17 protein-coding genes and 2 pseudogenes are annotated in these 22,575 nt (G+C 68.5%); 5 read left to right on the forward strand and 14 right to left on the reverse strand.

Annotation, left to right across the window (positions count from 1 at the left end):
• Positions 1-485: 485 nt before the first annotated feature.
• Both LRS10_RS22890 and LRS10_RS22900 read left to right on the forward strand, forming a co-directional pair.
• Positions 486-2,513, forward strand: a complete 2,028-nt coding sequence (locus LRS10_RS22890; RefSeq protein ID WP_374571338.1) for a glycosyltransferase — start codon at positions 486-488, stop codon at positions 2,511-2,513.
• Between the two features lie 2,289 nt (positions 2,514-4,802).
• Positions 4,803-5,093: a tetratricopeptide repeat protein gene (locus tag LRS10_RS22900; RefSeq protein WP_257839473.1), complete on the forward strand. Its 291-nt coding sequence runs from the start codon at positions 4,803-4,805 to the stop codon at positions 5,091-5,093.
• 48 nt (positions 5,094-5,141) lie between these two features.
• Here the strand turns inward: LRS10_RS22900 and LRS10_RS22905 are convergent, their stop codons facing one another.
• From LRS10_RS22905 to LRS10_RS22920, 4 genes and pseudogenes are all read right to left on the reverse strand, one after another.
• Positions 5,142-5,555: a hypothetical protein gene (locus LRS10_RS22905; protein WP_257839474.1), complete on the reverse strand. Its 414-nt coding sequence runs from the start codon at positions 5,553-5,555 to the stop codon at positions 5,142-5,144.
• A gap of 85 nt (positions 5,556-5,640) precedes the next feature.
• Positions 5,641-6,540, reverse strand: a complete 900-nt coding sequence (locus tag LRS10_RS24650) for an NAD-dependent epimerase/dehydratase family protein (protein WP_308238038.1) — start codon at positions 6,538-6,540, stop codon at positions 5,641-5,643.
• Between the two features lie 85 nt (positions 6,541-6,625).
• Positions 6,626-6,964 (reverse strand): annotated as a pseudogene (locus LRS10_RS24655) (NAD-dependent epimerase/dehydratase family protein); the annotation flags it as partial.
• Between the two features lie 887 nt (positions 6,965-7,851).
• Positions 7,852-8,979 (reverse strand): glycosyltransferase, encoded by a 1,128-nt coding sequence (locus tag LRS10_RS22920; RefSeq protein ID WP_257839475.1) that lies wholly within the window; start codon positions 8,977-8,979, stop codon positions 7,852-7,854.
• 113 nt (positions 8,980-9,092) lie between these two features.
• On the opposite strand from LRS10_RS22920, the gene LRS10_RS22925 reads away from it, so the two are divergent.
• Positions 9,093-9,629 (forward strand): histidine phosphatase family protein, encoded by a 537-nt coding sequence (locus LRS10_RS22925; RefSeq protein WP_257839476.1) that lies wholly within the window; start codon positions 9,093-9,095, stop codon positions 9,627-9,629.
• On the opposite strand, the gene LRS10_RS22930 is transcribed toward LRS10_RS22925, so the two are convergent.
• The 6 genes and pseudogenes from LRS10_RS22930 to LRS10_RS22950 all read right to left on the reverse strand — a co-directional run bounded on the left by LRS10_RS22930 (position 9,622) and on the right by LRS10_RS22950 (position 16,904).
• Positions 9,622-10,548 carry an NAD-dependent epimerase/dehydratase family protein gene (locus tag LRS10_RS22930; RefSeq protein ID WP_257839477.1) on the reverse strand — a complete coding sequence of 309 codons (927 nt, stop codon included), beginning with the start codon at positions 10,546-10,548 and terminating at the stop codon, positions 9,622-9,624. The genes LRS10_RS22925 and LRS10_RS22930 overlap by 8 nt on opposite strands.
• Positions 10,532-11,458 carry an NAD(P)-dependent oxidoreductase gene (locus LRS10_RS22935; protein ID WP_257839478.1) on the reverse strand — a complete coding sequence of 309 codons (927 nt, stop codon included), beginning with the start codon at positions 11,456-11,458 and terminating at the stop codon, positions 10,532-10,534. Before LRS10_RS22935 ends, LRS10_RS22930 begins: the two co-directional genes overlap by 17 nt.
• Complete coding sequence (locus LRS10_RS22940) at positions 11,455-12,501, reverse strand: class I SAM-dependent methyltransferase (RefSeq protein ID WP_257839479.1); 1,047 nt, start codon at positions 12,499-12,501, stop codon at positions 11,455-11,457. Before LRS10_RS22940 ends, LRS10_RS22935 begins: the two co-directional genes overlap by 4 nt.
• Positions 12,502-12,580: 79 nt before the next feature.
• Positions 12,581-12,703, reverse strand: a pseudogene (locus tag LRS10_RS25515) (hypothetical protein); the annotation flags it as partial.
• A gap of 319 nt (positions 12,704-13,022) precedes the next feature.
• The gene (locus LRS10_RS22945) at positions 13,023-13,667 is read right to left on the reverse strand and encodes a hypothetical protein (RefSeq protein WP_257839480.1); all 645 of its coding nucleotides are present in this window, start codon (positions 13,665-13,667) and stop codon (positions 13,023-13,025) included.
• Positions 13,668-13,964: 297 nt separating this feature from the next.
• The gene (locus LRS10_RS22950) at positions 13,965-16,904 is read right to left on the reverse strand and encodes a glycosyltransferase (RefSeq protein WP_257839481.1); all 2,940 of its coding nucleotides are present in this window, start codon (positions 16,902-16,904) and stop codon (positions 13,965-13,967) included.
• Between the two features lie 217 nt (positions 16,905-17,121).
• Here LRS10_RS22950 and LRS10_RS22955 point away from each other — a divergent pair, with 217 nt between their 5' ends.
• On the forward strand, positions 17,122-17,637 hold the full coding sequence (locus LRS10_RS22955; protein ID WP_257839482.1) for an NUDIX hydrolase: 516 nt from the start codon (positions 17,122-17,124) through the stop codon (positions 17,635-17,637).
• A gap of 294 nt (positions 17,638-17,931) precedes the next feature.
• Here the strand turns inward: LRS10_RS22955 and LRS10_RS22960 are convergent, their stop codons facing one another.
• From LRS10_RS22960 to LRS10_RS22975, 4 genes are all read right to left on the reverse strand, one after another.
• The gene (locus tag LRS10_RS22960) at positions 17,932-18,516 is read right to left on the reverse strand and encodes an NAD(P)-dependent oxidoreductase (protein ID WP_257839483.1); all 585 of its coding nucleotides are present in this window, start codon (positions 18,514-18,516) and stop codon (positions 17,932-17,934) included.
• Positions 18,425-18,859 carry a hypothetical protein gene (locus LRS10_RS22965; protein WP_257839484.1) on the reverse strand — a complete coding sequence of 145 codons (435 nt, stop codon included), beginning with the start codon at positions 18,857-18,859 and terminating at the stop codon, positions 18,425-18,427. The genes LRS10_RS22960 and LRS10_RS22965 overlap by 92 nt, the downstream gene beginning before the upstream one ends.
• Positions 18,859-19,491: an acylneuraminate cytidylyltransferase family protein gene (locus tag LRS10_RS22970; RefSeq protein WP_257839485.1), complete on the reverse strand. Its 633-nt coding sequence runs from the start codon at positions 19,489-19,491 to the stop codon at positions 18,859-18,861. The genes LRS10_RS22965 and LRS10_RS22970 overlap by 1 nt, the downstream gene beginning before the upstream one ends.
• 98 nt (positions 19,492-19,589) lie before the next feature.
• Positions 19,590-20,471 carry a glycosyltransferase family 2 protein gene (locus LRS10_RS22975; protein WP_257839486.1) on the reverse strand — a complete coding sequence of 294 codons (882 nt, stop codon included), beginning with the start codon at positions 20,469-20,471 and terminating at the stop codon, positions 19,590-19,592.
• Between the two features lie 845 nt (positions 20,472-21,316).
• On the opposite strand from LRS10_RS22975, the gene LRS10_RS22980 reads away from it, so the two are divergent.
• Positions 21,317-22,369: an O-antigen ligase gene (locus LRS10_RS22980; RefSeq protein WP_257839487.1), complete on the forward strand. Its 1,053-nt coding sequence runs from the start codon at positions 21,317-21,319 to the stop codon at positions 22,367-22,369.
• Positions 22,370-22,575: the final 206 nt, after the last annotated feature.

A 22,575-nucleotide genomic window follows, 5' to 3' on the forward strand; every position in this document is an offset into this window, starting at 1 on the left:
AACGCCGAGGGCCTTTGATGACACCCTTCCGCAGCTCCCCTTCAAGCCGGCGGCCCCAGCGCGGCCTTATACGGCTCGACGTGCTGACTCTCGACGGCGGCGGCCGGCTCTATGTGCCGCAGGTGTCGGCCTGGCGGCTCCATGCCAAGACCCTGCAACGCCTGGGTGGCGGCCCCGCCTAGGCCTGCGCCAAGGCCCGCCGTCGGGACCTGACGCCCAATTAACGCCCAGGCCGGCGTCTTTGAAACTTGCGCCGACGCCCAAGCCTTCAGCGTACAAAAGACGCACGGCGTTATGCGTCCGCTCGTGCTACAGCCTGGGTCCTGCGGCCGGCGCGCACCGGCTTCAGCGCACAGGGCGGGGGCAGCGGTGACGACAAAGCGACTCTGGATCGTCGATCCATCGCTCAAGGACTTCGTAGGTCACCATTTCGAATACGATGCGGCGACGCTGCAGGGCGCGGCTGCTCACGGCTATGTCGGCGTTTGCCTCAGCCACTGCAGCGCGAGCGACCAGATCGCAGCCCAGCTCGCGGTGCGTCCAACTTTCAGCCACGATATCTGGGGGCGCCGGCCGGCGAGGACCCAACAGCGGCGGCGAACGCCCTGTTCCATTCGGAGCTGGCGGCCGCGGCGCCGCCTGCGCAGCTCGGGGCCGACGACATCGTCTTCGGCCACATGATCACCCGCCGGCAGTTCTTTGGATTCGCACGCTACGCCGAGCGAATGGCCGCCCGGCGCGCCCAGCTCGTGCTCCTCCTGCGTTACGAGCCTGCGCACTACGATCACCCGCTGTCGGACGAGGCGGCCAAGCGCCTACAGGCGGCGTTTTCCCGCGGCGTGCGGATTCGGCTAGCGTCGGACAGCGCCCGGCTCGCCGACCAGTTCGAGCGGTTGTACGGGCTGCCGGTGGAGGTGTTGCCGATCCCTCACACCGGGCGACTGACCGCCACCGCCGTTCCGTCGGCGGAAGGACGGCCGCTCCATGTGGTCAGCCTCGGCAACGCCCGCGACGAAAAAGGCTTGCTGGACCTGTTCGACGTCGTCCGCATCCTGCATCTGCGCGGCGACCTGGACCGGTTCCGTTTCAGCTTCCAGGTCAACGATCCGACGCCCCTGCTCGTCCCCGCCATCACGCAGTTCGCGGCGGAGCGCCATGCCGCGGTGCGGCTGATCCATGCGCCGCTGGAGAGTGAGGCCTACTACGGCTTGCTGCAGGACGCCGACATCGTGGCCTTGCCTTACTGGCGCTCGATCTACGAAGCGCGCACGTCGGGCGTCCTGCTTGAAGCCCTGGCGGCGGCCAAGCCGGTGATCTGCACCGCCGACACCTGGATGAGCGACCAGGTGGAGGCGACCGGCGCAGGCCGGGTGGCCCCGGACCGCAATCCTACGGCGCTCGCCCTGGCCCTGATGGAGTGCGCCCGTGACTACGAACGCCATGCGGCGCAAGCCGCGGCGGCGGCAGGCTCCTGGGTCGCCACCCACAATCCGCAGAGCTTTGCCGCCGCGCTGATCAATGGGGCGGCGGCTAGACCCCGGGCGCGCAAGCTCCACGCTGCGGTGCTTTATCCTTGGGGCGACGGGCTGCAGCGGAGTAGCGGCGCGAGCCAGCGCGTGAACAGCCTGATCGATCTGCTGGCGGAGACGGCGGCCGAGGTTCGGGTGCTGCAGGATACGCGGCACCCGCCGGTTCGCCGGGGCAATGTCGTCTGGGAAGCAACTCCGGTTCTCGAGCGGGCGAGCGCCGATCCCGCGCGACAGGCGCAGGCGCGGCGCTGGGCGGCATTAGGCGTCAAGAACGACGAGGACATCTATCTTCGGCTGGCCGACGCTGCGGCGCACGACGCCGGTCTGGCGGCGCGCATCGATCATCTGGTCCGCAGCTCCGACATCGTGTTCGTGGAGTATCCCTTTTGGGCGCCGCTCGTCGCGGCGGCGGCCCGAAGGCACGGCCGTCCCTGGGTGGTGACCGCGCACGACATCCTGTCGGACCAGGTCAAGCGCTCGCCGGCGTGGTTGCGATGGGCGACGCGGCGGATGGAGCTTGCGGGGCTGAGGGCGGCCGACCACGTCGCCACGCTCAGCGTCGAGGACGCCCAGCGACTCACCGCCTGGGGCGTGCCGGCCGAGCCGATCGAGGTGGGTCTCGACACCGCCGCCATGCGGCCGCTCCCGGCCGACGTCCGGCCGCTGGTGGACGCGCTTTGCGGCCTGCCGGCGGACGATCTTCCTCTGCTGCTGTTCGTTGGCAGCCGCTATGGTCCCAACCAGCGAGCGGCCGAGGCGCTGCGCGCTATGGCGCCCAGCTTGAGGGCGCGGCGCGCATTGTCGTGGTCGGCGCCTGCGCCGAGCCTGAGACCAGCGGCGCCTTCACCGCGCTGGGCAAGGTGGATGAACTCACCCTGCGGCTGCTTTACCAGACCGCCGCCCTGGTTTTGGCGCCGATGGCGGCGGGCACGGGCGCTTCGGTCAAGGCGGTCGACGCTCTGGGCTCTGGCGCGCCCTTGCTGAGCACCGCCCTAGGCGTGCGGGGCGTTCCGTCAACGGCGCATGCCGCCTGCTTGATTGAAGATGATCTGGAGCGCTGGCCAGCCCAAATCCTCGCCTATCTGGCCGATCCGACCGCTCAGGCGCAGCAACGCGCCGCGGCTCTGGCCGGCGCGGCGGCGTTCAACGCTCGTAGCAAGCTCGACCGCTACCTGGACTGGTTGCCCGCATCCCGCCCGGCTCAGACGGCTCCGCCACCGTACGCCGAGCGATGGATCCAGCTTGGCCTGGAGGCGGTGCGGGCGGCGGCGAAGCACCGGCTCGTGGCCACGGCCGACGCGCTCATGGCCGCCCTCCTGAAGGCGGCGCCGGCCCACCCAGACCTGCTATTGCAACGGGCGCGCCTGGCCATGGCGCCTGGACCGACGCGGCGCCGTGACGCCGCGCGCGAACTGCGCAAGGCCTTGGCCGCCGGCGCCGACCCGGTGGATGTACTGCTGGCCCAGGCCGAACTCGAGGCCGAAGGCGTCGCCGCCGAGCGTTTGCGGGCCCAGGCGGCGCAACTCGCGACGAGCCAGATCGTGCTCGCCGGCGAGGAATTTCGCATCCGCGACCGTCTCTGGCGCGCCTTCCACGCCGGCGAGCGGGGCTGGGCGTTGGCCCTGGCCCGAGAGGTGATCACGAGGTGGCCGGAGAAGGCGGCAGGTGACTACTTCTACCTGGCGAGCCTGATAACGTTCGAAGCGGGCGCGGAAGATCTGGATGAGGCGGCGGACTGGGCCAGCCGCGCCGTCGACCTTGGCTTTGATCCCTTCTGGTCCTGGCGGCTGGCGGGCGTCATCCTGGGAAGACGGGGCCAGATCGAGGACGCGCGACGGGCCTTCGGCATGGCGCAGGCGCTGGCGGACGAGACACAGCGGGCGGTTGTTGCGGACGGGCTGCAGCAGCTCGCCTGGGTGGCGTTCCACGGCCAGGATCTGGCGACCGCCGCCCAGATCTCGCAAGAGGCCCTTGAGAGCGCGCCCAACGCTGCCGCCGCGCACTACATCCTGGCGGAGTGCGCGCGGCTGAGCGGCCAGGATCTGGAGACCGCACTTCGGCACTACCAGCGGGCCGCAGAGCTCGGCTATGAGGCGCAGTGGTGCCTCGTGCAGCAGGGCCGGCTTCTGCTGCTGCGCGAGGATGGGACGGAGGGGCTCAAGACGCTCGACCCAATCCTGCAGGATCCCACGACGCCCGAGGCGATCCGCCGGTCGGCGCTGGATGGTCTGCGGCAGCGCCTGTGGAGCACCTATAATGAAGGCCGCATCGGCGAGGCGGGAGAAGAACTGATCCGAACGCTGACGCTGGAGCCGACCCTAGGCGACATGCGCTACCTGCTCGCCGAGCACCTGAGCCGGCGCGGGTCCCACGCGGAGGCCGAGGCGGCCTATCTGCGCGCTGAGACCGACGGCTATGATCCCTATTGGTGTCGGCGCCGCGCCGCCGAGGCAGCGGCCGCCCAGAGGAACGGCTCGCCTATGTCCGCCGGCGAACTGGAGCAGCGCTTGCTGGCGGCGGGCCTGGCCCGACGGCCGGCAGATCGCGATCAGGTGCTGGGTCCGGTCCTCGACGAGCTGGATCGGCTGGAGGCGGCCGGGCAGATCGCCATGGCCCGCGACCTGCAGCAACGGCTGAAGGCTGTGGGTCTTGACCTTGGGGATTTGGACGTCGAGGCGATCGGACGCTTCGCCGAACAGGGCCGAGGGCTGACCTTGTTTCAGGCCGCCGCCGCCCTTGCTGAACGGGGCCGACCTCTCGGCCCGCTTCTGGCCTTCGCTCCTGCGCTGTCGGCGATCGGCCGTCGCGGCGTGGCGACGAGGCCCCACCATGTTCTGGCGCTGGGCTTGGCCTGGGAGCGCTCTGCCGGTGAGGACCGGGAAGCGGCCGCGCTGCTGATCGACGTCGCCGTGCGCGGCGCCGCGGCAGCCGGTGCGAGCCTGCGGCTGCCGCCTCGCAGGTCAGCCTCGGGCATCCTGGCCTATGCGCGCGCGGAGTCGAACCGCCTTGCCGGCGCGGGCGCCGGCGGAGGTGCTGAAGGCGCTCCGCGCCGCAAGCCCGTCCGATCAGCGACGCCTCGAGCGCAGCCGGTTGCTGGTCCTGGAGGACGCGGCGCTGGCCGAGCACCTGGCCCGCGCGCCGGAGGCGCTGTTCCTCGCGCTGGCGGTGACCACGGCGGAGGAAGCGCAGGCGATCCTGGACGCGGTCCAGCGGCAGGCCTGGGCCCACTTTCATGCCGGCGCGGCCGAGCGCGCCCTGCAGCTTGCCGAGCTGGTGCTGGCCGCTGAAGAGACCCAGGCCGCCATGCTCTATGTGGCGGCCGAGGCCCTGCAGATCCTGCATCGTGATCTCGATCGCGCCGAACAGATGTATGGCGAGGCGTTGGCGAACGGCTTCGATCCGTTCTGGAGCCGCTTCAACCGGGCGCAGGCGCGGGCGAAGCTGGGACGACCGGGCGCGGCGCGGGAGGATCTCGCGGCAGCCCTGGAGATCGCGCCGGATCCGGAGGCGCAGGCGCGCGTTCGCGCCTCCCTCGAATGCCTTCCGGATCAGGTCTTCGCCTAGCGCGGGTCCGCGGCGCCAGACGACATAGTCGCGTCACGCCCTGTCGCGTCAGAGTGGCGTTGCAGAACCCGTGCCGGGTTGAGATGAAGGGGCCTCTTCCTGCGCGGCACGGCGGCCCTGGCTGCGGCCGACCGCCACCGGCAAGGCCGCGAAGGCGACGCCGACAACGTCGGAAACCAGATCCTTCATCTGGGCGTCGCCGGCGAAGTAGCCGAGCGCCTGCAGACCCTCGAGGCCGAACCCCGCGCCCAGCACGACAGCGGCGACCTGCCAGGTCTTGGCCCGTCGAAATGAGGCGAGCAGCAGGAAGGTGAGTCCGAAGGACAGCAGGCCGTGATTGACCTGATCAGGCTTCAGCTGCAGGGCCGCCCATCGCTCGTTGGCGTCGGTCGCGCCGACAAAGGCGACGAGGAGCACGGCGCCGAGCGCCAGGCGCCAGCTCCAGATCATCCAACGGGGCATTAGGCGCGCCCCCGCCAGCGGACCGAGGGCCTGTCTGCAGGGCGGTTGCACGGGCGGGCGCCGCTCCATACGCCGTCGTGGGTCGTCACTCGCTGGACCCGGGGCGGCTGGCGTTCGGATCATGCTGCAGCCACTCGGTCTCCGGCAGCTCGAGAGCCGCGGCGAGCCGCACCAAGAGTTCGGGGGAGGGGCGGGCGACGCCGCTTTCGAGGCGGCTGATCATGGTCGGCGATGTCGAGGCGAGGCGGGCAAGCTCGTGCTGGGTCAGCAGGCGCAATTCACGCCAGGCGCGAAGGTGGATCTGCGGGGGCTCAACCCCGGACTGGGCCCGGGGCTGGGGTCCAGGCGGGCGTTCTTTCGGCCGGCGTTCCGCCGCCGCCCGACGCGCCGCCGCCCGACGTCCCGATCCATACGCCGGCTGAGCCTCCCAGCGCAGCGCGTCCGTGACGATCCGGTCAAGACCCGAGCAGTTCGGCTCCCATCCCAGCAGGTCTCTCGCGCGCGAGGCGTCGGCGACCAGGCTCGGCGGGTCTCCCGCGCGGCGGGCGCCGACGCTGTGCGGCACCGGGCGACCTGTGGCGCGAGCGACGGCCTCGACCACCTCCCGCACCGAAGCGCCCTTGCCGGTGCCCACGTTCACCGCCTCATAGGCGCCGGGTGCGAGCTCGACCTCCAGGGCCGCCACGTGCGCGGCGGCGAGGTCGTTCACATGGATGTAGTCGCGCAGGCAGGTGCCGTCCGGCGTCTCGAAGTCATCTCCGAACACCGTCAACGGCTTGCCGTCTCCCAAGGCCGCGGCGATGGCCAGCGGGATCAGGTGCGTTTCCGGGTCATGCGCCTCGCCGATGAGGCCCGACGGATCAGCGCCGGCGGCGTTGAAGTAGCGCAAGGCCACGGCGCTCAGCCCGTAGGCCTTGCACTGGGCGTGGATCATCCATTCGCAGGCGAGCTTGGTGTCGCCGTAGGGGCTGGACGGCGCCTTCACGGCGTCTTCGGGGATGGTTTCCAGGGGGACCTCGGCCGCCCTGGCCGTATACGGCCGCGCTGGACGAGAACACCATCCGCTCCACGCCGCGCTCGCGCATGGCGGTCAGCAGGCTCGTGGCGCCGGCGACATTGATCTCCCAGAACAGATCCGGCTGGGCGACCGAACGCCCCACCTCGATCAGACCGGCGAAGTGGATCACCGACCTGGCGCCGTATTCGTCGAGCGCGTCGGCGACCGCCCGCGCGTCGCGAATGTCGCCGTGGACGAAGGCACCCCAGCGAACCGCCTCCCGGAACCCCGAACTCAAGCTGTCGAAGACGACGGGGAAGAACCCCCGCTCGCTCAGAGCCTTCGCGGTATGTGCGCCGATGTAGCCGGCTCCGCCCGTCACGAGGACGGCGGGCTTCGATCCCCGATCCATGCGGCCTCCTTGCAACGCGACCGAACAGCAAACCGACGAGTGGCGGCGGCAGGCGCGCGCCCGGATGATGCGGTGGCTTAGGGCGAAGTGGCGGCGGGCGCCAAGTCCGATCCCGCTGCTCCAAACGCAAATTGCGCCGGCTGCCTCGAAGGCGAAAAGGACCCCCGACGGGGGCGCCGGGGGGCCAAGCGGGGTCAGGAACCGGGGTCGATGGGTCGCGGCTCCTCGGGCCCGGCTATAGCACCCAGGTATGACGAATGGGTTAGCGTCGTATCGCCGCGATCAGGCGGATGCCGACAGCCAGGGCGACCACGAGCGCGAACGATCCCCAGAACAGCAAATCGTCGCTCCGCGCCTGCCGCGACCATCCACCCACCGCTCGCTCGCCCTGATGGTCGGCGCGAGCGAACGCCCGCGCCGACCGGGGGGTCTAGCCAGGCCCGAGAAATCTGGCCGCGCGCCTGGCCGGCCCAGGCTAAAGCCACGCTTTCCTCGAAGCAAGACTTGCGTATCTATTCGGAAGCGCTGGGCCCGTCTGGCCCAGCCGCCACAAATGAAGCTCCGCCAACACTGCCTGGCAGGCCAACGATGCGCCGCCATGACGGGCGGCCGCTGGACAGGCTAAGCGGGCCGGAGCGCCCCTGGCCGGATGCTCTGCCTCCCGTCGGCGGCGCAGCTTAGGGCGACCGCCGCCTTGCCCGGCGCGGCGAGTTCGGCTTAGCTGAAAAAGACCGAGCGGCGCCCGCCCCCGAAGTGTGAGCTGCTCGGTAGACCGGCGCGGGACACGGAAGCCCCGCGCCGGTCGCCGCTTTGCCGAGCTGTGACCCGCCGGGCCTGCTTCCAAAGGATCGCTTCGCGTAGATGGCCGGTCGGCGGGTCCTGGAGGATCAGGCGAGACCCTGGCGCGCGGCGCGCTGCGCCAGTTCGGCGTGCAGGCGGCGGTTGAAGGTCGCATAGGCGTCCCGGACCGCGGTCGCCCCATACTGCCTATTGGCATAGTCTATCCCGGCCGCCCGCATGGCGTAGAGCCGCTGCGGAGCGTCCATGAGGTCGGCGATAGCCTTGGCCACGGCGGCGCCGCCTGCCGAGGGGAGAAGATGTAGCGCGCCAGCCGCCGCATGCCGCGGCAGCTCGCCCACAGCGGGGGCGATCACCGGCCATCCGCGGTGCATGGCTTCGAGCGCGACGATGCAGAGCCCCTCGTGGCGACTGGATAGAACGAAGGCGTCCGCTTCGGACTTCAACCAGTCGTCCGAATGACCGCTCAGGACGACACGGGCCGCAACGCCCGCGCGCGCGACCTGCTGGCTCAACGCCGCGCGTCGGGGGCCATCGCCGAAGATCGTCAGCCGAACATCTCGACCCTGGGCCTGCAGACGCGCTACGGCCTCGATCAGCGCGGCCTGGCGCTTAACCCGCGTCAACCGCCCAGCGGTGACCAGCCGGAAAGGACGCCCCGGCGTCCAGGGCCGCGCCGGCTGAGGGTGACGCTCGGCGAACTGCACCAGGGGCAGGATCGAGGCGGCTGGCGGCTGACGGCCGTAGAGCTTTGCGGCGGCCTCTGCAGTGCCGAGACTGTCGGCCACAACGCCGTCGACAAGGCCGGCTGTGGCGCGAAACATCGGCCCATAGGCCGGGTTCGAGAAGTGGGTGTTATGGTGGAAGCTGTAGACGAGCGGGCGCTGTTCCAGGCGGGCGAGCGCAAATCGACCCGCGAGATTGGCCTGGGGCAGAGACAGGACAGCGGCGTCATAGCCTCCGAGGCGCGGGCGCAGCGCGCGTTCCGCCGCCAGCACGTGCCAGGGGCGCAGCCGTCTGTCCCCGAGCAGCGTCTCGACCCGGCTGGCCATGCGCTGCAGGTGCTCCATATGACAGCCGGCGCCTCGCACGAGGGCCACGACGTCAACGTCGAAGCCGTCGAAGGCTCCGCCAGCGAGCAACAGGCCGGGCGCGCGTTCCGCGCCGCCGGCGTCAAAGCCGTTGAGCAGATAAAGGAGCCGACGCCGCTGGGTCACGCGCGCCTGCTCCCACACCTTGCCCGCGGTGTAAACGCGGCAACCGGGACGGCGGCGAGGCGCGCCGGCTTGCGCCTTGCGTACACCGCCGCAACCTCGCTATCAGCGACCGAATGGTCGACAGCTACTTTTTCTTGCGGCACGGCGAGAGCGACTGGAATGTGGTCCGGCGTTGCATCGGCACCCTCGATCGTCCGCTGACCGCCCAAGGCCGGGCGCAGGCCGTGGCCGCGGGCGAGGCTTGTCGGGCCTTGCCGTTCCGCATCATCTTCCACAGTCCGCTACGCCGGGCCGCGGAGACCGCCCAGGCGATCGCCGCGGCGACCGGGCGACCGACGGTAGCTCGCGCCGATCTTGTGGAAGCCAATCTGGGCGTGAAGCAGGCGCCCGCGAGGACGATCCGGCTGACCGCTTTTTCGACGCCTGGCTGGCGGGGGGCGGTCATCGCCGAGGCCGAGACCTTCCAGCAACTGCAGCACCGCGCTCTCGCTGCGGTGCAGAGCTGCCTGAAGATCGCCGCTGGCGCGCCGCCGCTGCTGGTCGGGCACTCAGCCTTCTTCCGCGCTCTGTGTGTAGCTGAGGGCCTGATGGCCTTCTCCCCGGTTCACGCTGCGCCCTACGGCATGCCCAGTGGCGCGCCGCTCAGCTAGCCCCGAGGTCGGCCAGCACCGCCTTGACGCCCGCGTCGAGCGTCCAGCGCGGTCGCCAGCCGGTGGCCTGCAGGAAGCGGGTGGAATCCAGCACCTTTCGGCTCGCGCTGACGAACGTGTCGGCCGGATAGGTGATCGGCGCCGGCCAGTCGAGGGCGCGGCGGATCGCCTCGGCGGCGTCTCCGATGGTGAGGGGCGCATTGGCGGCGCAGTTCACGATCCGGTTCTCGAACACCGCCGCGGCGGCCATCAAGGCTTCGATCTGATCTTCGACGTACAGCACCTCTCGCACCACATCGGGGCGTCCCCAGACGGTGAAGGCCGGGGCGCCTTGCGCCTTCTCTCGGGCGGCGCGCGCGATCATCGCGCCCATGAAATGGCTGCGGTCCGGGGCGAGATGATCCCGCGGTCCATAGAGCGTCGCCAAGACACAGTGCAGATATCTCAGACCGTACTGCTCGGCGTAGACCCGGCTGCCCGCGGCCAGCAGCAGCTTGGCCTGGGCATAGCCGATCACCGAGGGATGCACGCCGGCGGCGCCGAAGGCCTCTTCCGGGAGCGGCTCATCCTGTTCCGGGTAGGTGCAGGAGCTTCCGGCGCTCAGCAGCATCGCCTGGGGCTGATGGCGACGCCAGGCCTCCAGAACGTTGAGGTGGATGCGGCTGTTGATCGCGAGCAGCTCGCCCTGCAGATCATACTGCACGGGGCCCGTGCGCTGTCGGGTGACCAGATGGAAGATTAGGTCGCACGCCGGGGCGGCGCGGAAGGCGGCGTCCGCCTGCCCGGGTTCGGACAGGTCGCCGGCGGCACGTCCGATCGCATGATGGGCGACACCGCGGGCCTGCAGCCAGGCCACGAGGTTGGCGCCGACGAAGCCGTCGGCGCCAACGACGAGAACGCGATCAGCTGGAAAGCGCACGCCGATACCACTTGAGGGTGAGGGCGAGCCCCTCGTCAAGAGAGCGCCAGGCGACCGGGATCTCGGCGCGGAGCCTGTCGGCGGTGATGCGGCGGGCGGCCGGACCGCTTGCGGGCGCCGCGTCGGTGACGATGCGCTTGTCGGAGCCGGCCGCGGCCAGCACCGCACGGGCGAGCTCGGCGAGGGTGGTGTTCTCACCCCGCCCGAGGTTGTAGGTCTCCTGCCGTCGTCGCCAGTCAAGCGTGGCGAGAATGGCTGCGGCCACATCCCCGGCGTAGATGAAGTCCCGCTCCACATGGCCGCCGCGGAGCACGAACTCTTCCCCGGGGGCGAGCGCACGCAGGATGAAGGCGGTGGCGACATGGGCCGCACCCACGTCCAGGGTGTCGTAGGGCCCGAAAGGGTTGGTGATTCGGAAGCTCACGGTCGCGGCGCCATGCCGCTGATGATGCAGGTCGGCCAGGATCTCGCCCCAGCGCTTCGACCAGCCGTAGAAGGCTTCGCCCGGATGCGGCGGTTCATTGAGGTCCAGCGGGTGTTCGTCCGACAGCAGCGGGCGATCAGCGGGATAGACCGCGACGGAGCTTGCCTGGCGGATCTCGCGCAGGCCGCGGCGGGCGCAGATGTCGTAGACCCGCTGCACCAGGGCGAGGTTCTGCGATAGGATGAGGTCCTGCTCCGCCGCGAAGGTCCGGGCGTCGTAGCGTCGGGCGGCGACGTTCACCAGCACGGCCTCACCCGAAAGCCCTTGATAGCCTTCGAGCTGGTCGAGTGTGAGGCCAACCCGCGCTCCGGGCGGCCGGGCGCCTGAGGCGCTGACCGCCACCACGTCGCGCCCCGCTGCGGCCAACGCATCCAGGACGTTGCGGCCGAGGAAGCCGGTGGCGCCCACCAGCACGACCTGGCTCACGCGGCGAGCGCCTCGGCGCCGACCACGCGCACCTGTGGGACAGGGACGATGAACTCGCCGCCGGCGCTCAGGAACTCGCGCTCCTTGACGATGAACTCGTCGAGGAAGTTCCAGGCGAGCATCAGGTAGGCGTCTGGACGGTCGGTCTCAGCCTCGTTGCGGATCGGGATGCGGGCGCCGGGGATCAGATGGTTAAACTTCAGCGGGGCTCGTTCCACGGCGCACTGCACCAGCTCGGGGCCGATCCCGAAGGCGTTGAGCAGGGTCGCGCCCTTGGCGGGGGCGCTGTAGGCATAGACGCGTCGGCCGCGCGCCGCCTGATCGCGCAGCGCGGCGAGCAGATCGTCCCGCAGACGCCAGACCCGCGCGGCGAAGGCTTGGTAGGTGGCGAGCTCGCCCAGGCCGGCCCGCGCCTCCTCAGCGAGCATCGCCTCGACCCGCGGCGAAACCTCACGGACACCTGGGTGACCGATGTGGGCTTCCAGCGAGCCGCCGTGGATCGGCTTCACCGTGGCGTCGAAGACCTCCAGCCCATGCTGCGCGAGCAGCCCCTGCAAGGAGCGCAGGGTGTAGTAGCAGAGGTGCTCATGGTAGATCTGATCGAAGGCACTCTTCTCCACCATTCCGCCGAGATAGATGGCCTGGACGCTGAAGACGCCATCCTGCGCCAGGAGCTGCTTGATGCCGCGGCAGACGCTGTGCAGCTCCTCCAGGTGAAAGAAGACCCCCGCCGCCGTCACCAGCTTGGCGGAGCCGTGGTCGCGACGGATCAGGTCGGCGGTCTGTTCATTGAAGAACCGATTGAGGGTGGGCACGCCGGCTTCCAGGGCGAGGTCCGCCACATTGGTGGCTGGCTCCACGCCGAGCACGCGGAGGCCCAGCGCCTGATAGGCCTTCAGCGCGGTCCCATCATTGCTGCCGATGTCGACCACCAGGTCCTCGCCGCCGAGGCCGAAGGCCGCCGATAGCCGGCCGGCCGTCTCCTTGAAATGCTCGGTGAGGGTGCGGGTCGTGCCGGACACATACGGATAGTCCGAAAACATCGACTCCTTCGGAATCGTGTGATCGATCTGGACTAGCGTGCAATCGTGACAGAAGCCGGCGCGGAGCGGGGAACCGCGGCTCCTGGCTCTCCGCCAGCCGCTCCGGGATCAGACGATTGCAATGGGGTTGATCGCCGAGGTCGAGGAAGGCCTCCACGCGTCGGCCGCCGCAGCTCCGGCAAGCCATGTCGAAATAGGTCATCCCACGTCCTCGTGTCTCGAAAGGTCCATGTCCGCCAGCACCGCCGCTGGGCGGCGCCCAGACATCGACGCCGCGCCAGGCGGGCTCGTCGGCGCCATTCCATAGAAGGCGCAGCCTCAAGGGCGCCGGGGCCCTAAGGTCCAGCAGGAGCCGCGCTGGGGCGTCAGCCGCTGGGTCCGATGACGCCAGCAGCCGCCCTCGCACATAGGCTTCAAGCCGCCAGCCGCCGGCCGCCGGCCGGCCGGCGATATCCGCCGTCAGGACGAAGCGCCCGGCTGGCAGGGGCAGCGCCGCGGCGGACCGCCAGAACCCGTCAGGGTCACGCGCGAAGCCTTCGCGGGGCAGACGCGCGTGATACAGCGGCGGGGCGAGCAGGGCGCGCACGCGCGGCGCCAGCCGCGCGGGCGCCCCAGACAAGGTCCCGCGACCCGGACGTCTCCAGCGCCACCGGCTCGGCGGCGATGGGGTCCAGGGCCAGATAGCCCAGGCGCATCGCCGCCGCAGCGACGGCTCCGCCTGCGGCGCCGTCGCCAAGATCAGGCATCCGCCCCAGCAGCACCGGTGCGTTCTCCGGCTCGGCAAGTCTCAGCCATTCAGCCAGGCTGCCGCTGGACGGCGTCTCGAAGACGATCAGCGCCGGCGCGGCGCCGGCGAGCCGCAGGAGGCGTCCGACCAGGGCCTCGGGCGGACCCACCCAGCCCTGGCCGCCGACCAGTTGCGCCCAGCCGCACCCCGCCGCGTTCAGGGCGGCCTGCGCCCGGCCCAGCCGCTTGGGATCGTCGTCATGCCCGAGCAGCCAGCCCCGCGGCCCGACCGCCCGGGCCGCCCGGACGACGTGGTCCGGGGCGCCTAAGCCGAGCATGACGATCCCTCGAGCGGGCTCGGCCCAGTCCTCGATGAGTGACGCCAGGGGGTCGGGTTCAGCTTCGACGGCGAGCCAGCTCGGCGGCGGCGTCTCGAGCATCCGCGGGGGCTCAGCTGGTTGCGGATCCGCCGCAGCTGCCACGGCTGGCGTGTGGGCGAGCGCCTCCAGCGGCGGGAGGGTGTCGGGGGGGCTGCGCGATGGCGGGTCCGACCTGGCCCAGACGCCGACGCACCTTTCCGGCAAGGGTACGCACCCGACCCATCGACCTTTGTGTTCCCCTAGCGGACCGCCGCCGCCCCCAGCTTCTGCCGTCGCTCACGTGACCCGCGGCGTCAAGTCCGCCAGACCCAGAAATGCTGTTCGTAGCGATTGTCGTTAAACGCGTCGAACGCCGGCTCAACCTCGCAATTGAGCTCGCGGCGCAGACGCTCCGCGAGGTCGCGGATGGATTGGACGGTGACGGCGAGTTCGTACTGGGCGCCAATCCCTTGATACCGCGTCCCCCCAGGTGTCCAGCCGACGGAACCGATTGCGCAATTGGAATGTGATGTCTCGGACCCGCGTCCAGTGCTGGCCGGGCGCCCGGTGCGCCAAATAGCCCGCCAGCGCGGTCGCGAGGTCGATGTCGGTGCTCAACTCGCGCTTGTAGGCCTTGCGGTAGGACAGTGTGTCGCGGAGCAGGGCCACGGCCGCCTCCACCGGCTTGTTGTCGAAGGCATAGGCCATGCCGGCCGGCGTCCGGTGGATGTACCAGGCGCGGATATCCTCGATCTCGGCGCGTGGATGGTTGGTCATCCGCGCGTCGGGGAAGTCGTTGAAGACGCCTAGACGCTCCGGGAGGTGACGCACTTCGATGAACGGCAGAACCCGGTTCTTGAACTCGGTGTCGCCGGCGGCGCGGAAGCTCTCGTCATAATAGCCGAAGCGATCATGGATCGTGCGGCGGTACATGCCGCCGACATAGCTGAGGTAGGTGGACTCAAGATAGTGTGAGGCCCCGCGTAGTCCCGTCCGCACATAGGCCATGACATCCTGGTCGACGACGCCGCGACGATCGATCTGGTTGATGAAGCTGTCGGCCATCACCCAGTCGACCCCGGGCTCGTCGTCGAGCACGCGGGCGAGCCGGGCTAGGCCGTCGGGGCGAACCCCTTCGTCGACCCCCAAGAACACGAGGTACGCGCCGCGGGCGAGGCCGAGCGCGCGGTTCCAGGCCGCCTGGATGGTCTCTCGCTCGGCGCTGCGCGCATAGACCATTGGGAACGGCCGCTCCCGCCAAACCGGTTCCAGCGCCGCCCACTCGTCGGCGGGCGAGCCGCTGTCCACGAAGATGACCTCCACCCGACCGGCTTGCAGTAGCAATTGCTGGCGGAGGAAGCGCACAAAGCCCGGGAGCTTGGCGGCGGCGTTGTAGAGCGAAACGATCACCGAGACCTTCGGCTCGGCGTCCGCGCGATGGTCCTCGACGCGTGCCCAGGCCTTGCTCGGCAGGACCAAATGGCGCGCCAGTTGAGCGTCGAGAATGCCTCGGCCGTCCGGGCGGCTCATCGGACCGTCGTCGAGCAGGCCGGTTAGGCTCGCGGCCTCCGCCGGGAAGCCTTCCTCGACCAGCGTCGCCTCGATGTCGGCGAGCCGGGAGAACCGGTCGGCCCCCAGCCAGCGCAGGATGCGCGCCTGATAGACCGCGGCGGTCAACCGGTGGCCGGCGGCCTGCTCCAGCCGGGCCAGTTCCGCATACCAGTGCACGCGCTCCAGGCGCCGCTCAGAGGCGACCAGCTGCGCATAGGTGATCTTTTCCAGGCGCTGCGGCGCCTCGGCCTCGGCCTGATAGAGGAGCCGGTCGCGCACGCCATCGGCCGAGCCCGACAGCGTGAACTCCGGCAGGGCCGCGCCCTTGACGCCATAGAGCCGCACGATCCGACGGCGGAATCGGGCGACGATCGCCTCTTCGGTGAGCTCGCCTCGTAGCCGTTGCGCCGCACCAAGGGCGCGCGCCCAACTGTGTCCGACGATGCGACTGCCCTTCTGTACGGCGAACAGGCTGGCGGCCCCGGCGCGAAGCACGGGATCGCGGGGCAGGGGCGGGCGCTCGCTGACGGCGCGCACATTGGCGGCAAGGGTGGCGCGCTGGGCGAAGGCCCGCAGTCGCGTTCGCACCGCCAGGGGCGGCCGCGGCTGGCTCGGCGCATACATGGTGTCAAAGCGGGTGAGGTCCGGCTGCAGCTTTGCCTCTTGCACAGCCCGAACAACCTCGGCGCGGACAGCGTCGTAGTCCCGGCAGATTCGCGCCGCCAGCTCCGCGGCCGCGCGATCGCAGGTGAAGTCGACGATCAACCAGGCGAGCGCTGGCAGGTGGATCTCGATCCACTCCGCCACGCCTGCGCCCCGCGACACGAGGGTCGGGCAGCCGCCGAGCAGCGCCTCCAGAGCCACGAGGTTGAACTGATCGTAACGGGAGGGGACGACCAGCACCGTCCGCCCGCGACAGAGCGCCCGCAGTTCTGACTGCGAGTGCGGCGGCTCGAAGCTCACCTGCACGTCCCGAAGCCGAGCGGCCTCGGCCAGGATCTCGTCGCCGCCGCGCCCTTCATGATTGACGCCGTCGCCGCCGATCAGCCGGGCGGCGCCATAGAGCTCGCGCGGCGTCGACCAGACAAGGTCGACGAAAAGGTCGGGACCCTTTCGCTTCTCCCGACGACCGACGAAGACGAGGTCCGGCGGGCCGCCCGGCGGCGCCATCACCGGCTCGGTCGGGCGCACGAGCGCCAGGGGATCGATCAGATTGACGGTCCGGCCGCTGCCGCGCGCCACCTCGCCCGCATAGGCGCCGCTGATCGCATAGAGGCTATCGACGGTCTGCCTCTGCAGCCGCTCGCGCAGCTCCAGGGCGGCGAACATCTTGCGCGCATCCCCCTGCCACGGCCAGCCGCCCCGCAGCGCCGAGGAGATGGTCCCGTGCAGCGCCAGCGCCACGGAGCCCACCGAAACGCCTTCTTCCGCCAGCGCCTCGCGGATGAATAGGGCGTGTTCGCGATAGTCGGGCGCGTCGACCACGTCGAACGCCGCCCCAGGCTCCGCCAGCCGCACCGAGCGCGCCAGGCGCCGGGCGGCCACCAGAGCAGGTTGCAGATGCCCCTCGCGCCCGAACTCGTACTCCAGCGGGCTCCAGTCTGTCAGCGGAATCGCGGTCGCGTTGGGCGGCGACGCGCCGGCGGTTCCGCCGGTCGAGAAGAAGCTGAACTGGACGTCGGCGCGGCGCCGCACCAGGTTCTGGTAGACCGTCTGACCGCCTCCGACGGCGCTGAAGAGATCCGTCTCAAGGAGGAGGACGCGCATGGGGTGGGGACGGATCTCGCTGCCATCGAGTTGCGCAGATCGTCGGCCCAGCGACTCATCTGCCCGCTATCTTCTAGTCAACCGCAACGTGACATTACAAACTTAAGTTGACGGCCCCGCGTCTGGAGGGTGTTGGAGGCGGATGATCAAAACGAGCCCCGCGTCCGCCGATGCCGAACTCTTGAGCTATCGGGTGGTCTACGACGGCTGGGCGCGCATGCTGCTGGCCACCATTCGAGACCCAGGCGGGGCGGTGTTCGAACGTCACGCGGAGGATCATGGCGAGTCGATATGCATCCTGCCTTACGATCCGGCGCGTCGCGTGGCGCTCCTGATCACGATGGCGCGGGCGCCAGTACTCATCAAGGGCCATCCCCCGGTCCTTGAGGCGATCGCCGGGCGCCTTGACGGTGACGAACCGGCGGACTGCGCCCGGCGCGAAGCGATGGAGGAGGGCGGGGTCCGGCTCCAGGATCTGGAGTTCGTCGTCAAGCTGTTCACCCTGCCCGGCGTCTCCACGGAGCGGGCGTACCTCTTCCTAGCACCTTACCGCGCCCCCGACCGCGTTGGCGTCGGCGGCGGCCTCGTCAGCGAGAACGAATTCATCCAGGTGCATGAGGTGCCGCTCGAGCAGCTCGCCCGGATGGCGGCGTGCGGCGAGATCCTCGACGCCAAGGTGCTGATCCTTACACAGACGCTGCAATTGCGACGGCCGGACCTGTTCCGGAGCTGAGGCTCTAGGCGGGCCAGGTGCATCCGATGTTAGGCGGTCGTTCCTTCTCCGCCTGAGCGACGACCTCGGCGACTGGCGTCGCCTGCGGCGACGGCGCCGCCGGGGAAGCTTCGATCGCTTGGCGCAAGGCCGCTCGGGCCGCTCTCGCGTCCCGGATCACCGCGTCCAGCGCCGTCACAAGTCGGCGCAGTTCAGGCTTATCGCTCTCCACCACCTACCCCTTCGCGAGGACCACGCGTCGGCGTCGGACCGGTTCCGCGGGCCGACGAGACACGCGCCTTTACAATGGCTAAGCTAGTGAAGGAACCCGAAAAGAAGGTCGATTGCCTTGTGCGAGACCCGACGCACCGCGTCTGCTGTGTTGGAGGCGTTGTGCGACCCAAAGATGCACTGGTCGAAATCGCGGAGCGGGGAGTCGTGCGCAAGCGGCTCAACCTCCACCACATCCAGGGCCGCCGAATGGATGCGGCCATCTCTCAAGCCCGCGATCAGGGCGTCTGTAACCACAACGGGACCGCGCCCAACGTTGACCAGTCTCACGCCAGGCTTCACCAGACCCACGGTGTCGGCGTTGAACATTCCGCGCGTCGCTTCGTTCAGCGGACAGGTGAAGACGATAAAGTCAGCTTCTTCCAACCGCTCAGGCCAGGCGAGGCGGGTCACCTGTAGATCGGGCGCCTCAGGCGCGCCGGGATCGTAGGCATGGACGACCATGTCCGACGCCAGCAGCCTTCGCGCTGTCGCACGCCCGATGTCTCCGAAGCCGACGAGGGCGACAACCTTGCCCTCAAGCGAAATGCCGCTGGGCTTCGGCCAGGTCTTCTTCTCGCGGATCTCCCGGTCGATCCGGAAGGTCTCCCCGCGCCAGGCCGATGACATAGCCCATGGCGATGTCGGCCACCTCGCGGCCGAAGACGCCTGGGGTATGCGCCACCTGTAAGCCGAGCTTCCGGCAGGCCTCGAAGTCGACGTTGTCGACGCCCACTCCCCATTTGACGAGGCCCCGTAGGCGACCGGCGACGCCGGCGGTCAGCACGCGCTCGGTCGCTGGGTCATCGCCCGAGATCCAACCGTCGAAGGTCGGCAGCAGCTCGATCAGCTGCTCTTCGGTCAGCGTTTGGACGACCTCGGGGGCGACCAGCTCCGCGCCGCGATCGGCGAAGACCGGCCGGAATTCATCGATCATCCGCAGCATCGGCGGGCAGGTGACCAGAACGCGCATCATTCGACCTCACTTTCGGGACGCTCGCCCTGATAGCGGGCGATAGCTTCGGCGATCATCCAGTCCTCGGGGCCATCGATGTCGGCGGCCTCAAGCTTGCCCATCTCATGCATCAGGGGCCGCTTGCCGATCCGGGCGTTTGTCGCCGCGAAGCTCTCACGGGAGAAGAGGTAGAGGTTCGAGTTCTCCTCGAACCAGGGCTCCAGGTCCTGGGTCCGGATCAAGTTGTCCGGGTCGTGGTTCACCGCGCCGCCGTCAGCTCGATAGAACCGGGTCTGGAACTTGTTGACGGTGAACAGCGAGTCCGCCTCCCCGGACGCGACGCCTTCGCGGTAGCGTCCGATGGCGGCCGTCACGGTCTCGCGCGAGAGCAGCGGATTGGTCGTGTGGGTCATCAGGTAGGCGTCGGCCGGCACGGCCGCGATATCGTCGGCCAACACCAGGTTCATGCTCACGAAGTCGCCGCAGAGCTCCGGCTTCCGATCCCGGATCAGGATGCGGTCTTCGTCACCGGTCAAACCATGCTCCCGCAGGATGTCGCGCGCATCCGTGTTGATCACCACGAGCTCGACCTCTGGCGTGGCCAGGAGCGTGTCCAGAATCCAGCGGAACAGCGGCTTCCCGGCGAACATCCGGAAGTTTTTGAAATAACGCGGGCGCTGTGCGCCTTCATAGGCAGCAGCGCCACCAGGCCGTAAGACGGTTCAGAGGTCATGGAGTCCAGCAAGGGTTAGCGAGGATAGAAGTAGGCTTCTTTCCGTTGCGCCGAGAGGCGCCGGTGATGGTGATTGCCGCGGTACGTGCCCCAGTACTGCATCAGTCGGAACAGGACGATCTCACCCGCGTGTTTGAGGAAGACCTTGTCCTGGATGGCCTGGCCGGAGTCCAGCAGCACGCCCGCGGAGAAATAGCGAACAAAGTCCCAGAATGAGACATGCACATCGGGCAGCACTGTCCGCAGAGCGATTGCCTCGCGTTCGTAGCGGTTCTTGACCCTTGACCACGTTTCCTCGTGGATGTGCAGCACAGAGGCGTCGGCGACGTAGCCGATCCGCCGCCCGGTGGCCACGAGCCGCTTTGCGAGCTCCATGTCCTCGAGCCCAGTCAGCGTCTCGTCAAAGGCGTGCTCGCGCCACGCGCTCTTCAGGAGGGCGGAATTGGCGTTGTTGCAGAAGATGTCCGGCTGGGGGATGACGCTCCGCTCGGGGTAGTACTTCTTGAACAGCTGGTGCTCCGAGTACTTCGTCAGCGGATGCCCCTCCTGCCGCCCATAGACGTAATGGGCGCGGCCCTCGCGCAGCGGCCGGATCAGGTTGGCGAGCCACTGCTCGCCTACCGGGATGCAGTGACCGCTGATGAACACCAGGGACTCGCCCCGGGCGGCCTCGCAGCCGACGTTCAAGGACCGCCCGAAGGTGAAATCTTCCTTCGCGATATGCACGACGCGGCACTGGTGAGCCTCGGCGATCGCCAAGGTCGCGTCCGTCGAGCCCGAGTCGACGATCACTGTCTCCGCAGCCAGCCCCTCCAGCCGCTGCGCCTGAACCGCAGCCAGCAGGTCCGGCAGCCACTTGGCCTCATTGTAGGTTCGGATGACGATGCTGGCGTCCATAGCCCCCCTCGGTGGCTCGCTTAGCGCATAGCCACAACGGTTTTGCAAGCCGAGCCACAGTAAAAGCACGCGGACATCTCCCATCGCGATTGTTGCGTATGCACCGCCGCTCGCTCAAGGCCACTTCTGAGGTTAGATCCTGGCGGGCGCTGCTCCGTTATCCCTGGGACCTAGCCTTTGCCGCAGTAGTGGAGCGGCGTTTCAACTGCGGTGTCGTTTCAGGCTCATTCTGCTATATGGGACGCATGCCCTCTTACCAGTCTCTTGGCGTGCGGATCCGTGCATCTCTCCCCTCCCATCGCAAGAACAACGACGATGGCGGCGGCTTGCCCAACCGCGATCCTTGTAGCGCTGTTCGGGACTGGCATCGCTGGCTTCGTACTCCGAGCGCGTCCGGCGAAAGAGGCGAGGCTAGCAGCATTGTTCCTTGGTGACGGCTCTGGGATGTTGTCAGTTGAGGCCGCGAACATCAGCGTTATGGTTCAAGCAGGCGAAGCGTGGCTCTCAGCCGCCATGATGCTCACTTTCCTACCCAATCCGGACATCGGGGAATCTGCTGTTAGATGGCAGCCTGATGGCGACGTGCAATGAGGTCGTCGAAAGTGCCGACGACTCTGAATGCGCTCACGATCGCGGTAGTCCTTCGCGTGAGCGCGCTAGCGCTACTACCGGTGTTGCAGGTTACATTTTCGATTCCGGAGGCGCTGGGCACCGCTCTGGTGCTGTTGAGCAACCTAATATTCGTGGTTGCTTGGTGTTGGTATTGGTTTGTCACCCGACGCGGGTTGCCTACGCCTATCCCTGCGGCTAGTGGGTTCTACCTCGGCGTGTTTATATTAGGAGGCTTGAACCTCTTCTTCTATCAGGTCCCAAACCCAGACTTTGCGCTCTTGGGTCTTGTCGTAGATCTGCTCAGCTTCCTTGCGGTCATGGCCCTGACGAGATACCAAAAACTTGATATTCGACCTGTTCTTGTAAGTTTTGTCGGCAGCTTTGCAATCCTAACGCTGGCTGCCCTCGAAAGGTCGACCGAACGGGGCGTGGATTTCATTCTCTTCCAAGACTTTATCACGCGAAACGCCTATGGCGTGACGGCACTGGTCGGCGTTGCACTCGCGGCCGCTGCTTACGCGGTCCATGGGCGCCTAGGCCACCTGCTAACTATAATCATATTCCTTTTTGGAGTGACGATCTCATTCTCGAAGACTTCGTGGCTGGTGGCTCCGATCATCGTCATAGTGGCTCTGTTAGTTCGGTTTGATCTGCGACGTGCCTTGCCGGCCGTGGCAATCGCCGCAACCGCCGCTGTTATCGTCGCCATGAATCCCCAGATCACCGCGCCCATGGTGGAGTATGCTGACAACTATTCGCGTACTCAAAACGTTGAGACGCTCAGTCGCCGAGCAGAGATTTGGGACTGGGCCCAAGGCCAAATCAATCGAACTGCGATGACGCAAATCCTTGGCTCCGGCTACAATGCTGGCGCGAATTTCGACCTCGGTAGCTTGGGGCGGATCTACAGTCTCCACAGCGACTTCTGGACTACGTACCACGCGACCGGATTAGTAGGATTGGCGCTGACGTTCTGCGCATGGGGGGTGTACGTGCGCCGCGTGGCTGGCGGGTGGGGGCGCGCAGAAGCCGCCCTCCCCGCTACACTCGCTGTGATGATCCTTGCGCGCGGTTTCACGGAGACAAACTTCGGTTCGTCAACGCCAACGCACTTCCTGTTCTGGCTGGGCCTAGGGCTAGCCCTTGCGTTGACCTCCAAGGCCTTGTCTCAGACTGCGCCGGACACCAGTAGGCAGCACCCAACAGAGGCTCGACATTTGACCGCTCCCGCGCCGCGCCGATTCAAGCGCGGTCGCCAGGGGTTGCGGCGCAGAACGTGGGGCTGATGCGCGAGACGGTGGGCCACTTCTGCGCCGGTTTAAAGGAAATGAGAACGAGCGCACATGTGTGGGCGACCAGCGCTATCCGCGCATTCGAGTGGTCGCGGGCGCTCGTTGGGCATTGGCGGGCACCTACTCCACGTGATCGTGAGCAGTCGGCCGATGGGGCATGGGTCAGGGGTTCGTCTGAGCATCACGCTCGCGCTGGCCGG

This window comes from Phenylobacterium sp. J426 (assembly GCF_024699945.1).
GTDB lineage: Bacteria > Pseudomonadota > Alphaproteobacteria > Caulobacterales > Caulobacteraceae > Phenylobacterium.